General features: G+C 57.8%; 8 protein-coding genes and 3 pseudogenes. 5 read left to right on the top strand and 6 right to left on the bottom strand.

Annotated elements, in window-relative coordinates; translation table 11 throughout:
* The first annotated feature begins 11 nt into the window (after positions 1-11).
* The 3 genes from CCGE531_RS29525 (at position 12) to CCGE531_RS29515 (ending at position 2,914) form a co-directional block, all read left to right on the top strand.
* Positions 12-1,001 (top strand): sugar kinase, encoded by a 990-nt coding sequence (locus CCGE531_RS29525; protein WP_120670444.1) that lies wholly within the window; start codon positions 12-14, stop codon positions 999-1,001.
* 179 nt (positions 1,002-1,180) lie between these two features.
* Positions 1,181-2,080, top strand: coding sequence for a fructose bisphosphate aldolase (locus CCGE531_RS29520; protein ID WP_120670442.1), 900 nt, complete (start codon positions 1,181-1,183; stop codon positions 2,078-2,080).
* 546 nt (positions 2,081-2,626) lie between these two features.
* Positions 2,627-2,914, top strand: coding sequence for a hypothetical protein (locus CCGE531_RS29515; RefSeq protein ID WP_120670440.1), 288 nt, complete (start codon positions 2,627-2,629; stop codon positions 2,912-2,914).
* Positions 2,915-3,019: 105 nt separating this feature from the next.
* On the opposite strand, the gene CCGE531_RS29510 is transcribed toward CCGE531_RS29515, so the two are convergent.
* Complete coding sequence (locus CCGE531_RS29510) at positions 3,020-3,577, bottom strand: isochorismatase family protein (RefSeq protein WP_120670438.1); 558 nt, start codon at positions 3,575-3,577, stop codon at positions 3,020-3,022.
* Positions 3,578-3,782: 205 nt separating this feature from the next.
* On the opposite strand from CCGE531_RS29510, the pseudogene istA reads away from it, so the two are divergent.
* Both istA and istB read left to right on the top strand, forming a co-directional pair.
* Positions 3,783-5,349, top strand: a pseudogene (istA, locus tag CCGE531_RS29505) (IS21 family transposase).
* Positions 5,282-6,018, top strand: a pseudogene (gene istB / locus CCGE531_RS29500) (IS21-like element helper ATPase IstB). Before istA ends, istB begins: the two co-directional pseudogenes overlap by 68 nt.
* 355 nt (positions 6,019-6,373) lie before the next feature.
* Here istB and CCGE531_RS29495 read toward each other — a convergent pair.
* The 5 genes and pseudogenes from CCGE531_RS29495 to CCGE531_RS29470 form a co-directional block, all read right to left on the bottom strand.
* Complete coding sequence (locus CCGE531_RS29495; protein ID WP_120670436.1) at positions 6,374-6,916, bottom strand: GNAT family N-acetyltransferase; 543 nt, start codon at positions 6,914-6,916, stop codon at positions 6,374-6,376.
* Positions 6,916-7,224: a DUF1778 domain-containing protein gene (locus CCGE531_RS29490; protein WP_120670434.1), complete on the bottom strand. Its 309-nt coding sequence runs from the start codon at positions 7,222-7,224 to the stop codon at positions 6,916-6,918. Before CCGE531_RS29490 ends, CCGE531_RS29495 begins: the two co-directional genes overlap by 1 nt.
* Positions 7,225-7,500: 276 nt before the next feature.
* Positions 7,501-7,626 (bottom strand): annotated as a pseudogene (locus CCGE531_RS29485) (F0F1 ATP synthase subunit A); the annotation flags it as partial.
* A gap of 591 nt (positions 7,627-8,217) precedes the next feature.
* Positions 8,218-9,255 carry a hypothetical protein gene (locus CCGE531_RS29475; RefSeq protein ID WP_162944090.1) on the bottom strand — a complete coding sequence of 346 codons (1,038 nt, stop codon included), beginning with the start codon at positions 9,253-9,255 and terminating at the stop codon, positions 8,218-8,220.
* Positions 9,256-9,374: 119 nt separating this feature from the next.
* Positions 9,375-14,681 (bottom strand): type I polyketide synthase, encoded by a 5,307-nt coding sequence (locus CCGE531_RS29470; protein ID WP_120670430.1) that lies wholly within the window; start codon positions 14,679-14,681, stop codon positions 9,375-9,377.
* Positions 14,682-14,689 lie beyond the last annotated feature (8 nt).

Raw genomic sequence — 14,689 nt, 5'->3', positions numbered from 1 at the left:
GGTTGCCCCGGATGATCGAGTTTGCATCGAGAAAGATTGTCGCCATCGGCGAGGCGATGATCGAAATGGCGCCCGACGGAGCGAACATGTTCCGCTTCGGTTACGCCGGTGACACGTTCAATACCGCATGGCACATGGCGCACTTGCTGGGTGATGCGGCGAGTGTGGGCTTCGTGTCGAGGGTAGGGGTCGACGGTCTCTCCGACCGGTTCGTCGAGGAGCTCCAGGCAGATGGATTCGACACCACGGTCATCTCGCGCGATCCGATGCGCACAATGGGCCTCTACGTCATTGAGTTGGACGGCGTCGAGCGCAGCTTTCACTATTGGCGCAAGGATTCGGCAGCCACGCATCTCGCCGACGACGCGGCACAGTTGTCGACGGCAATCGACGACGCAGGCTTGATCCATGTTTCGGGAATAACGCTGGCTATTTTGTCCGAGAGCGGTCGCCATACGCTACTTGAATCCGTTGCAAGAACGCGCGACGCAGGCGCGATCGTCTCCTTCGATCCAAATGTCCGTCCGCGGCTTTGGACGTCGCCCGAGCACACGCGGCGAAGCATTGAGGACATGCTTACGCTCAGCGATATCGTGCTCCCGAGCTTCGACGACGAGGCTGCTCTGTGGGGCGACAAGTCCCCAGCCGACACCATCGCCAGGATCGAAGCTGAGGGACGGAAGGAAATTATCGTCAAGAACGGAGCAGACGCAGTTACCTTCGCCTCCAGCAACGAGAGCGGCGAGATGGTGACTCCGAAAGTCGCAATGATCCGGGACACGACAGGGGCCGGTGATGCCTTCAACGCAGGTTATCTGGCGGCCCGTATTGGCGGGATGGCGCTGCGTGAAGCAGTGATTTTCGGCCAGCAGCTTTCAGCCGAAGTTTTGCGGCATCCTGGGGCTCGCGCACCAAAGGAAGCTCTCGGACGGTTCACGCTGCATCGCGACGAGAAGTTAGGCCGCATCTTCGCATGCCCGAGGAGCGCGACGCCGGAATAGTGCCGGAGAGAACTGCCGTAGATGCATTGGGTCCCCGCGACGATGCCAATATGTTCACAGCGTGGTGGCTTGGAAGGCCCCGGAGCTTGTAAATAGAAGCGAATTTGTTCAACCTTGGAGCCCTGGATGTGGACTTCGACGCCATCATCTAAGGGACACACAGCGCAAAGGGAATTAAAATGACAGCGGATGCACGGATGATGACGCAGATGACCAGCCGGGACGGTTTCATCGCCGCCCTCGATCAGAGTGGTGGTTCTACGCCGGCTGCCTTGCGTCTCTACGGCATTTCCGATTCCGACTACAGCGGCGAGGAGGAGATGTTCCGGATCATGCATGAGATGCGAGTGCGCATCATGACGACACCCGCATTCTCCGGTGACAAGGTAATCGGCGCCATCCTTTTCGAGAAGACCATGGATGGAGACGCGAATGGAAAACCGGTCCCTTCGTACCTCTGGGAAGAGCGCGGCGTCGTGCCGTTTCTGAAAGTCGACAAAGGATTGGTGGGCGAAGAAGATGGCGTCCAGCTAATGAAGCCGATGCCAGATCTTGACGCTCTGCTGCAGCGCGCAGTGAAGAAGGGCATCTTCGGTACCAAGATGCGATCGGTGATCGCGCATGCCGACCAGACCGGAATCGCTGCCGTGGTAAAGCAGCAGTTTGTTGTAGGGCGGCAAATCCTGGGCCACGGACTCGTTCCGATCATCGAGCCGGAGGTCTCGATCAAGAGCCCGACCAAAGCGGAAGCGGAAGCGATCCTGCGCGACGAGATCGCCCGAGAACTCGATGCTCTGTCCCCGGGCCAGCAGGTCATGATCAAACTGACCATTCCGACGGTTGCGGATTTTTACAAGCCGCTCATCGACCACAAGTCGGTCGCTCGTGTGGTCGCGCTCTCAGGCGGCTATAGCCGCGTCGACGCCTGCGAAAAGCTCACCCACAATCATGGCATGATCGCCAGCTTCTCGAGGGCTTTGACTGAAGATTTGCGGTCAACGATGAGCGATGCGGAGTTCGATGCCAGCCTTGGAAAAACGATTGAAGAGATTTACAACGCGAGCGTGTTGAAGGTCTGAAGGCATGACACGCCCCGTGCCGAAGCACTTACTCCGCCCTTGCGTCGTTTGGAAGAATCCAATCAATCGGTTGCCCCGTAGATTGTTTCGCTGGACGCGACCTGCCGATAAGCAGGTCACCTCACGAACCTGCTGGATTGAAGAATGATGTCGGGAGCAGCGGTGCAAGTTCCATAATTCAGCTTATCTGATTTTTAGCCGGCTAACTATCTGCATACGCTTATCAAGTGAAATATGCCAATGTGTGAATCGGCGTCGCCGAATGACCCCGCCCCTCTTTGAAATATAAACAGCTTGTGACGCCGATTTGCCCCTGATCACCGCGCCGATTCACAATCAGTTTTCAGATGCGCTTCGAACGCTGCCTCGCCCTTTAACACTGGCATGATGCACTTGGAGGAAATTCTCCAAAAAATGCGGTCAATCCTATTGAAGTCGTGCCACCGGCGCCCCGGAAGTAGACCGCAGATCTACGTGATGGGGAAAACTTATCACCACTGATCACGAGGGTTCCCAATTATAAAAGCCGCCGAAGGGCAGAGGATTGTGGGATTCGACAGGCGATGCGGCAAGGCGCCCGATGTCCACGGTTTCTGCCAAAATCCGACGGAACTCAATCTTATGCGCGCCACCTCTTCTACCGACGTTATCCAAATCGACCGGCGCCGTCTGATTCAAGCTACTGCATTGATGGCAGGTGGCTTCATGCTGGGTCTTTCATCTCCGGTAAGAGCAGCGAAACTGGTCGGAGCCGCCTTCACCAATGCATCCGCCGGCGAGGTGCCGCTCAACGCATGGGTCCGCATCCAGTCCGACAACATGGCCGGCCCATGAAAACGATCAGCGCCAGAGGTTCCAAAAGACCCGGCTCCAACGACGAGTCGGAGCACCAGTCAATCTAAAGGCAGGGCGGCATCTCCGTGTAATGCCCGATCAAAGTCACAGCGAGCCGAGGGCCTTCAATATCTCGCTACCGGGAGCACTGGACAAATCCGGAGTGAGACGCAGTAGCAAGCTCCGAACGGAAGTCAATGTTGCGCCGCGCCGCTCCATTTCGGTAATTGCAGCCCGTTCGGTGCGCTCGGAACGGCTTCCGATGGCATCAACAGGCACGTAGACGAAATAGCCTGCCTGCAAGGCGCCAAACGCAGTCTGTAGTACAGCAGTCTCCGCCGAAAAGCCTGAAATGATCAGCGCACTTCGGTTTTTTGTGGCGGGCGTTTCAGCCAAAGCCGGAACCAGGAAAGGATTCGTCGTCGTTCTCGAGAACGTATTCGTATTAGCGGCATCGTTGCGCAATTCAGGGATTGGCTCGCCCAGCTTGCCTCCCACTGGCACTATGGAAAATGTAACGGGCCATTGCAAAATCCGACTGGCCTGCAGGAGAGCGCCGGCAGCAGCAGCAATGATTTCCGGGGGATTGGTCTTGCTCCCTTCGATCAGGGCTGGCTGCAGATCAACGAAAATCACTTGAATGTCTTGGAGATCGGGTATCATCGTGGAAGGTTCCGTATTTTCCGGCAGTGCTGCCGCGGCCGGCCTAGCAATTGCCGTCTTTGTACCAATATGAAGCGCCGTTGCGCCAAGTGCCTGTGTTTAGGCATGGAATGTTGACCCCTCTGGCGGGGTAAAACTTAGCCAATTTTGACCCCCCTTGGATTTCATCCGACCATCCGGCTTTTGACAGCGGGTGGAGTGGGAGTTGAAGAGAGTGGATACGATTGCCCGTGTCCGACGAGCCTTCCATGTTCAGGGCTGGTCGGTGAAGAAGATCACCAGAGAGCTGAATGTATCACGCAATACGGTTCGCAAGATTTTGCGCTCCGATGCGACTGAGTTTGCCTACAAACGAGAACATCAGCCGTTGCCCAGGATGGGAGCCTGGAAGGGTGACGTCGAACAATTCCTCATCGCCAACGAAGGCAAGGCGTCGCGCGAACGACTGACGCTGATCCGGATTTACGAGGAGGTCCGTGCCCTCGGTTATGACGGCAGTTACGATACCGTTCGTCGCTATGCCAAGGCCTGGGCCAAGAAGCGAGGAACGGTCACGGCCGAGGCCTATGTTCCGCTCTATTACGCACCCGGCGAAGCTTACCAGTTCGACTGGAGCCACGAGATCATTCTGATCAACGGGGTTACGACGACCGTGAAGGTGGCGCATGTCCGGCTCTGCCATAGCCGGATGATGTTCGCACGGGCCTATATGCGCGAGAGCCAGGAGATGGTGTTCGATGCGCACGACAAGGCCTTCGACTTCTTCAAAGGCACCTGCACGCGCAGCATCTACGATAACATGAAGACGGCGGTCGAGGCCGTGTTCGTCGGCAAGGAGCGGCAGTATAACCGTCGATTTCTGCAGATGTGTAGCCACTATCTCGTCCAGCCGGTCGCCTGCACGCCCGCATCCGGATGGGAGAAGGGACAGGTCGAGAACCAGGTCGGCCTGGTTCGAGAGCGCTTCTTCACACCACGCCTACGGGTCAAAAGCCTGGATGAGTTGAACGTGTGGCTGCTCGATAAATGCATTGCTTACGCCAAAGCGCATCGCCATCCCGAGCAGACCTAGCGAATGATCTGGCAGGTGTTCGAGGAGGAGCGCGGCAGCCTCGTGCATTACGTCGGGCCGTTCGATGGCTTCCACTGCGTCCCGGCCTCGGTGTCGAAGACCTGCACCGTCCGCTTCGACAACAACAAATACTCCGTCCTCTCGACTGCGGTCGGCCGCCCTGTCGAGGTTCACGCCTACGCTGACCGGATCGTCATCCGGCAGGACGGGGTGAATGTCGGAGAGCATCCTCGTTGCTTTGGCCGGGGCGAGACCGCTTACAATCCTTGGCATTATGTGCCTGTTCTCGCTCGCAAACCCGGTGCTCTTCGTAACGGTGCACCGTTCAAGGATTGGACGTTGCCAGCGGGGATGGAGAAGGTCCGCAAGCGCCTGAAGGGCATCCATGACGGTGATCGGCAAATGGTCACCATCCTTGCATGCGTTCCGACCGACGGTTTGGTGGCCGTCGATGCGGCCTGCCAGGAGGCGCTGGATCACGGTGTCTGCTCGGCTTCCGTGATCATCAACATTCTGGCCCGCGGTCGTGATCCGGCTCCAGCGGCAACTCTTCAAACCCCGGATGCGCTGCGGCTGACCCATGAGCCGGTCGCCGACTGCGCCCGCTATGACAGGCTCAGGAGGACAGGCTGATGGAACGAACAGAGGTTCTCGAACTGATGAGCACGCTGAAGCTCTACGGAATGCGCAGCGCTTATGACGAGGTCATGGGCAACGGCATCAAGCGGCAGCACGAACCGCCGCGCATCGTCGGTGACCTCCTGCAGTCGGAGATCGCCGAGAAGCAGGCCCGGTCCATTCGCTACCAGCTCAGCATCGCCAAGCTGCCGCTCGCCAAGGATATCGACGATTTCGACTTCGCCGATACACCCCCGTCAATGAATCCCTGGTGCGGGAGCTGGCTGCCGGCACCTTCGTCGCAGATCAACGCAATGTCGTTCTCGTCGGCGGCACGGGAACCGGCAAGAGCCATCTGGCGATCGCGATTGCCCGTGCTCTCATTCGCAACGGAACGCGTGGGCGCTTCTTCAACGTCGTTGATCTGGTCAACAGGCTGGAGACGGAGACGCGTAGCGGAAAGCAGGGCCGGACAGCCGACTACCTCAATCGCCTCGACTTCATCATTCTCGACGAACTGGGCTACCTACCATTTGCCCAAGCGGGTGGTCAGCTCCTGTTCCATCTGATCAGCAGGCTCTACGAGCGCACCTCGATCATCGTCACGACGAACCTGGCCTTCGGTGAATGGCCGACAGTATTCGGCGATGCCAAGATGACCACAGCGCTCCTCGACCGCCTGACCCACCATTGCGAAATCGTCGAAACCGGAAACGAATCCTGGCGATTCAAGAACCGCTCTCAAAGCTAAAGCCGAAAGACCTCATCACCCGCACTTGGCCTACCCTCTGCAACCCCGGCCAGCGCAGGGCAGGCCAAGCGCTGATCTACAGCATATGGGGGGTCAAAATTGGATAAGCAAAAGGGGTCAATGTTCAGTGCTGATTGACAATCTGGCGCGAGTGGGTTTGCGCAGCTAGAAATCAAGCCCGGGATGAATAAGGCTGCGCTGTCAGCCCATGGTTCATATACCGAGTTATTCAATCCGCATGGCTTGGCTTTGTGCAAGAGATGTGCACATTGAAGTCGACAAGCCCCTCACCTTCTAAACTCATGATAAAAATCCTTACGACAGATCCGTCCAAAGCTCCATGAGCGGCAAGGCTTTAGTCAAACATCTTTTTGATCGTCGCGATTGGGATGAACATCCGCATAGCGTTTGTCGGCAGAGGCTGGAAGCCGTATTCCTTGTAAAGCTTTACTCGTTTCTCGGTCCGCTCTGCATCACCGCAATCCAGGACGTCGAGCATGACGATTGCCGTACCTATGTCATCCGAGATGCGCGCTATTCGCGTCAAGCAGTCGATCAGCAGGTCGCCGCCATATCCGCCGCCAGCGAATTTCAAGTCGCGACCGATCATTGAGATGTAGGCCGCGGGAATTGACCCATGTCCGGGCCGGTCGCGGGCGAATTTTTTCGGAAGCTCCGTATAATCAGCAGCGTGACTGTTGATGGCGTAGAAGCCCATCACCGGGCCTCCGTTTTGCGTCATCACGAAAACGCGAAGATTGTCGCTCTTCTGAAGCTTGTTTGCGGTCTTCTGAAAGAAGTTATCGACCTGCTCAATGCCGCACGAAAAAGCCGCCCGATCGTGTTTTGAGGGATCGAGCGGCTCGATGATTGGCTTTGGCGCTTCGTTTTGCGGCATTATTTTGAAACGACAGTCTCGCTATGACGCTTGAAAGCAGCCTTAAGCTTATCTGTCGGCTCTGGCGGGTTGTCCAGTGCAGCAAAAAACGCAGCATGATCGACTGGCTGCAAAAGGGTCCGCTCATGAGCGGCAATCGTCATCATGGCGGATTGATAAGCAGCGTTAATCGTAAAAGCGGAGTCGTCTACACCGGACAGCGCAGCAGCGCGTTGGATTGCCGTCTTGATGCGCGCCTTCGTACGGAAGCCCATACGTGCGTCATTTGGTTCATCGATTTCGGCAGTCATGTCTTTGAAAGCAATCATAGCCGCCTCCTATTCGGGTATAACAGTGTGGCAATGTGTACGTCAAAATGACGTACCCGTCAAGTTGGTATACGGATCTTTGTACGTCATGTGTGTGTACGTGCAGTGAACGTCGCGCAACGTCTATCGTTCCTGCGCACCGTGTATGTAGACCGGCCCGGATGCCACCCGCGAGCCGGCCGTTGCAGCGTCCGACGAGATTGCATGCCCTCGCAGTGTCGTCGGACATCCCATTGAGTCCTTCGACTGGTTCAAGAGCCGGAAGCGGGTTCAGCACTGGCTTGAGGTGGCGAAATAGAGGAAACCTGCGGATATGAGCGCCGCAGCCACCATAAAAAGGGACGCGTTGGTGAACGAAAGGTCGATTCCCTCTATATTGATCGGCACGATCTTGTAAATCAGGAACTGATGAGTTGCCCGTTCATCACCGCTTGCTCTCTCTCATTTGTCCGCCGTTGCGACGGTAATCGATTGACGCCGGCACAATGGCGCCTAGACCTCGCGTTCGGCTACTTTGCTGCAAATCTTCTTACGTTTCATCCGGCGCATGAGGAGCGGGATGATATCGCATTACGGAATGCGATTAAATTTGTCACGGAGCGCGCTGCTATGTAGTAGCTTCTATTTTATAGATCGTACTACGATATATATCAAGCTTCGGCGAAAGGCAACGGCGTCCATCGGACAACCTTTGGGATAGCCACTCGGTTCACTTCGGGTATCGTGACCAGAACCTACTGAGGGTCTTGGGCCGTGATAGTCTGCCGGCCGCTATTGTTCACGGCGGCGATCGCGCCAGGCTGCGGTTTCTGGAATTCTTCGCCGCGCAGATCCGCCATCCCAATACACGCCGATCCATGTCGCCGGCTGGGTCGAGGAGTTGGCTAGGACGACCCACGCGGCACCGACGGCTAAGCAGCAGCTGGCCGCGTCAGCCGGCATGTCGCTAGTATGCCGGCTGATTACGTTCATGTCATTTTCTAGCTTCAAAGATCAGGCTTTCAGAGCTTTGAGGAGATAGTCGAACTGCCACTGCACGATTGTTTTTTCCTTCGCCGTCCCTGCAACAGCCAGCTGCGCACAGGACGCCGCTTGTGCCAGCGCGGCACCCGTATCCATGTAGACGCAGGCGAGAAGTGCCTCGATCGCCGCGACCTGCGTCGCTTTTGTCGAGACCGTGCGGCTGCTCAGCATAAGCACCTTGATATTCTCAAGCTGATCGACGTGCTCGGTCAAAGCATCCGAACCGTCGCCCGGATACTTCTTCAGTTCCTCAATGAGATCCAACGCAACGCCGTAGGCCTCAGGAGCGGGCTTTAGGATGGTCACCACATGGCTCGCAAAATCAAGCGCCGCTGTAAACGCTGTTTGGGTCGGCACGATCTTCGAGAGAGCCGCGAAGCGGATGACATCTGCCCTGTCGAGGTTCGCGGGCGCCAGGCTCAATACGTCAAGGGCTGTAGCCTCGGTCTTCCCATTGAAAATCTTGACGAGTTCCGGGCCGGGAATTGCGCCGCAACTGATATTCCGCGCCGCCGTGGCGATATCAACCGATGGCACTCCGCGGGCTTTCGGCATGGTGAGGCGACGCTTCACAGAAGCCGAAAAATCAAACTTCGCAGCCACCACATTGCTGGAAGCCAACCCGATTGCGAAATAGGTCGTGACGGAATCGCCGGAACTCGGAAAGGAAACGACATTTTTGTAAGTGTCATCCGTTTCTTGCGCACTATAGTTGCTCATCCCAGTGCCGGCCATATTCAGTCCGCCGGAATTCGCGCCGGTATAGGGAATATCGAAACTGATCGTCAGATATGTGACATTGTCACTGAAATAGTAGACAACCGAACCTTGGGTTCCCGTGGCCGAACCTTTCGCCCCTTCCGCAGAAAAGGTGGCAATCTGATTGTTCGTAATCTGAGTGGGAGGATTGGTGGTCCACTTTCCCCAGTCAAGACCGTCGGAATTCAGGGTCAAAACTCCGCCAGAAGTATTGTTAACATTCATAGTGCATTGCATATTCTCAGACATGATGGACTCCTCGTTTGTGAATCAATCGCCGCAGGACTGAACCCGGCTTTCCCCGATCGGAGTGGCGCCTTTCCGTCGGTATGCGGAACTTCCGTTTCGCCCGGCCTTCCGAGAAGGGATCAGGCGGTATTGGCCGCCATCTGGTCGGCAAGCCTGCCTAGGTTGGAGCGCCCCAGAATGTCACTTAAGGGAAATTCCCGTCCCCAACGCTCCGCAAGCAGAATTTGCAGTTCGACGGCCATAAGCGAATCGATGCCCTTGCGGGCCAACACGTCTTGGTCGGTGAAAGCGGAAGCAGGCAGGCCGGAAATCTGCGCTGCACAGTCGGCAATATCCTCAAGGGCGAGCCGATATCGCTGTTCCTTGCTGAGGACCGCTCGTTTTCCCGAAGAAACCACTTTAGCCAACCATGGCTGTCGCCTGTCCTCAGGAAGCAATGTCTGGAACATCCAGACTTGCCTCCGGTGGCTTTGCGCGAATTTTGCCCAGTCGACGCCGGCGCAATACAGCATGTTCCGTGGCCGGCTGGCGAGGTCAGCCAAAAGCTGTCTTCCCTCCTCGGGTGTAATAGGCAACAAACCATGAAGGCCGAAGAACTGCGCAAGACGATCGCTTGCCGCCATGCCGATCGACCACGGCCCCCAACCAATGCTGAGAGCGGGAACGCCCCGCATCTCAAGCTGGCGGACAAATGCGTCCAGATAGCAGTTGGCAGCCGCATAGGCTGACTGACCATAGGCGGGAAACAGTCCTGAGACCGAGGAATGTACCAAACACAGATCAAGCTGGGCATCGTCGGAATAAACGGCATCAAGAGCATCGATCAAATTCAACAGGCCAAGAACCTTCACACCAAAGACATGATCGAAATCGCGTCGACGGGTTTCTCGAAGCGGACGATCGGAAATCGCACCGGCGGAGTGAACGATACCGCGAGCGGCGGGAAACCCAGACTCCTTCAGGGTTTTCAAAGCGGCCCCACAGGCTCCGAAATCCGCAAGGTCAAATGCCAACGGCAGCACTTTGACGCCTCGACCTTCGAGCTTCTTCAGCCAATCGATCCGGTCACGTAGAGCCGGATCGGTCTCGTTCTCCCACGCGGAGCGCGGCGGCAATTCTGACTGCCCGAACAGCGCGAGAAACCGAGCGCCACAATCAACCAGATATTCGGCACTCACTCGACCCAATGCACCGAACGCGCCTGTTACGATATAACTCGCATCGGGCCGTAGCCAGACCGGACCGCCGGCTTCTGCCGCGGATGCACGAACGAGATCAGGCACCCACCAAAGCCCGTCTCGGCGCAGGAACTGGCTCTGTGCCGGCTGACTGTTCACAAGATTGAAAAGCGCTTGAGGCCAGCCGCCAATATCAGTGTCCTCAAGATCGACAAGTCCCCGCCAGTTGCCGTCGCCCTCGGAATCGATCAGGGTCCGACCGAGCCCCCATAATGCGGATTGGATAGGATCGGGAGCCGCCAGGCGCCAGGCGTCGCGCGTGATCAGCCAAAACTCGGATGCACCGTCAGCGATATCTGTCTGCTCAGCACAATGCCGCCCGAACAGCGCCAGCTCTTGAATTTGTTCGATCGGCCCGAGGGTTTGCCAGTCGAGCGGCTGGAAATCTAGAATTGTCAATGGCTCAGCATTGTCGGTAACCGGAAACCGCCGCAGCGCATCGACACTAAGCACCGCTGCATCCGCCAAAAGAACATTCTCTCCGCATCGGGTCAAATACGCGCCGAACGCCGCAGCCAAGCCGCCGCGATCTCTCCAAATCAACCACCGCCTTGGTTTTCTGACCGGCAAAGGCAGGGATCGCTCGTCCACCGGCTTCCATTCGAGAGAGACCACGAGATCCTTCGGTTGCCGTCCGCCACGAAGAGCGGACGGCATTGGTACGACCTGAGCGGTAACGGCGCGCAATCGGGCAATAAGCGCACCATCGGCTGCACGAAGCTCGAGATCGGCAACAGATTCACGATCGTTACGTCGGACAAGGATGGCTCTGGCGGTCAAGGGAAAATCGGCGTTACTGACCGCCCGATTGAGGGTAATATCGGCGATCGAAACCGGAAGGCGTTCGCGCCCTTCCTGCAGTCCGTCGGTGTGTCGGTGAGCAAACTCCAGAGCCAGCATGACCTGCAATCCGGCATCCAGAACCGCAGGAGAAATGAAACACCCGGCAACGGCTTCTCCATCGATCAATCCGACAGCTTCTGCCGGTCCGGTTCTGACCCAACGCAAGCCACGGAAGGCCGGACCATAGTCAAACCCGAGAGCCGCCAGGTTCCCGTAAAATTCATTTGCGCTCTGCCTCGCCCAGTCTCGGCTCCCGTCAAGTTGAGGCGACCGCTCCTCACCTTGATCAGCGTTAAAGACGATGCGCGGACGCGCCATGATGCAATGCGCCTCGGCCACCAGAGTGCCCTCTCCGCGCCAGATACTCACCATTCCGCTCTTTTTATCCAGCCGGGTCGTCAGCCTGACACCGGCCTCGTCCGAGAGAACGACGCCCTGATACAGACGCAACCGTGACAGATTGACAGTTCCCTCAGGCATGGATTGTCGCAACGCTGCATGCATCATCTCGATGAACGCAGCCATCGGCATCCGTGGTTGCCCTAGAACAATGTGATCTGTAAGCGCAAAAGGCGCGAGATCGACGTCATCGACATCCCAGACATCGGGAGTTTCCGACCGCGCATATCCGAGGAAGGTGGAAGTTGGTGTCGCAAGCCGTAGCCGCTGCTTTTCGTTGCTTTCCGCCCAATAGCGGGCTTTATTCCATTGGAATCCTGGAAGAGGTACCGGCATGGAGCCCGGCGCGGCTGGGCTACCAAACAAGGCCGACCAGTCCGGCTGCGCGGTACCACTGACCTGAACCCGACCCAAGCATTCCGCAAATGCCAATACCTCGGAATAGTGGCGGCGCAACGTGCGGATCAAGCTGACGTTTGATGATTCCAGGGTCTCCTGCATATAGGCGGAGAGAACCGGATGGGCGCTGATTTCCAGCACGGCACATGTACCCTCTGACACCAATTCGCGGAAAGCCGGGAGAAAGGCCACCTTTTCGCGCATGTTGCGCCACCAGTATTCACCGAACTCAAGCGCCTCCACCTCGTCGAGCAATCCCCCGGTTACCGTAGAATGGAGAGGCAGGCGCGCGGCGCTGAAACGAAGATCTTTGATGGCAGCGCGAAACTCCGCCTCCAGCTGTTCCGTCAAAGCGCTGTGATAAGGCACATCGACATCAAGCATCCGCGCATGGATGCCTTTTTGCCGGAGGTCCTCAAGCAGCGCGGCAATCTCCCGACCATCGCCCGATACCGTAACCGCGGAAGCACTGTTGATCGCAGCGAGACACACGCCCCAAGCTTGTGCGAGTGGAGCAACCACCTCCTCCCCGGCACTGACAGCCGCCATGCCGCCGTAACCGGAGAGTTTTCCAAGCAAACGGGCGCGATGGAAGATCAGCGTGATGGCGGTCTCCAGATCAATCGCTCCGGCTATGTGGAAAGCGGCGATTTCGCCAACGCTGTGCCCACAAACTCCCCGGTCGGGATGTAGCCCAAAAGACATCAGCAAGCGGGCAAGAGCGATCTGAAAGAACAGATTGATGGGCTGCGCCAGACGAGCCGGCAACACTTCGGGCTCCTTTGGGAGCGCTGCGATCTCGCCAAGAAGCGATCGCCCGGCCATCCGCTTATAAAGACCGTCGCACTCCCTCAAGGTCTCCGCAAACACCGGAAAAGCAGCAGCGAGCTTATCCCCCATGTCACGCCATTGCGGCCCCATTCCGGAAAAGACCCAGGCCATCCCGCCTGTTTTTGAGACATCCTTCGCCCCTTGAATCCACGCCCGGGCCTCAGGACGGCGGCAATAATCGCGTAGCCGCACAATCAGCGCATCACGAGTTTCAGCGACAATGGCGAGACCGTGACTTCCCCAGTCACGTTGATAGACCATGGCCGCGCATGCGGAAGCGACGTCGAATGATGCCGGCTGCGTTTCGAGAAAATCAGCGAAGGCGCCAGCCTGCAGTGGAAGATGATCCGCTGTCGGCCCTGATAGAAGCGCAACGAGCGGCAACATCTCGCCTCGGACCGGCCGGGAGCGAGCAGGCGTGACATCCCTTCGCTGCGGCGCCGGGCCAATAACGACATGCGCATTTGTGCCGCCAAACCCGAACGCGCTGACACTGGCGTAGGGCTGACCATCCGGCCAATCGGTAGCCTCAAGCGGCAATCGCAGACCAAGATCGTCGAGGGAGAGATCTTCAGGGCCGCGCTCCCAGTGTAGATGACGCGGCACCACTCCCCGCCGCATACTGAGAACCGACTTTATCAGCCCGGAGATCCCTGCGGCCGCCTCGGCATGACCCATGTTGGTTTTGACCGAGCCGACCAGTAGCGGTCCGTTGCGACGTGGATGTCCCAAGGTCTTACCGAGGGCAAGAAGCTCGGCTCGATCTCCCGCCTTGGTTCCTGTCCCGTGAGCTTCGGCAAAGCCTATGGCATCGGGAGAAAGACCCGATCGATCCAGGTTGGCGGTAATCAGGGCAGCCTGCGCATCGGCACTGGGGAACGTGACGCCAACCGACCCGCCATTCTGGTTTACCGCTGCAGCCCCGATGACAGCAAGCACTGGCCATCCTTCCGCAAGGGCTCTTTCCAGGGGTGCCAGCAGAGTTAGACCAACCGCTTCGGAGCGAACGTAGCCGTTGGCCCTATGATCAAAAGCCCGGCAGCGACCGTCCGGGGACAGAAACCCACCCCGGCTTTCCCATGCAGTGTAATAGGGCGAAAGCTGAAGCTGCACGCCGCCGGCAAAGGCCAACTCGCTCTCGCCAAGCGCAAGACTGTTGACCGCCAGGTGGACGGCAACCAGCGACGATGAACAGGCAGTATCAACGGTCATGCTTGGGCCGGTGAGCCGCCAGCAATAGGAAAGCCGATTGGATAGAAGCGTCTGGGTAACACCGGTCGCACTGTGGACGGTTGAAACAGTGCCTTCCCGATCCCCTATCTGCAGCAACAGGTAGTCCGGGGTGAAGGCTCCGACAAAGACGCCGACAGGACGTCCCGCCCAATGCGAAGGCCGAAACCCTGCTCCTTCCCAGCAGCGCTGAGCCGCCTCAAGCAAAAGCCGCTGGCCGGGATCCATCGTCTGGGCTTCACGGGGAGAAATCCCGAAGGCAACCGGATCGAACAGATCAATTTCCTCCAGGAAACCTCCCCAGGATGATACATGCGTCAGCCCACCTGCCGCGCCGGCATGGTGGTAGCGCTCGGCTCGCCAGCGACTGGCGGGGACAGGTTGAATGAGATCGCGCCCCTGCTCCAGCGCCAACCAGAGTGCCGCCGGGTCATGAGCCTGGCCCGGAAAGCGCCCGGCCATCGCGAGAATGGCGATCTGCGTCATAATTGGAC

Source organism: Rhizobium sp. CCGE531, from assembly GCF_003627795.1.
Classification (GTDB): Bacteria; Pseudomonadota; Alphaproteobacteria; order Rhizobiales; family Rhizobiaceae; genus Rhizobium.
This window is presented reverse-complemented; position numbering and strand designations above follow the sequence as displayed.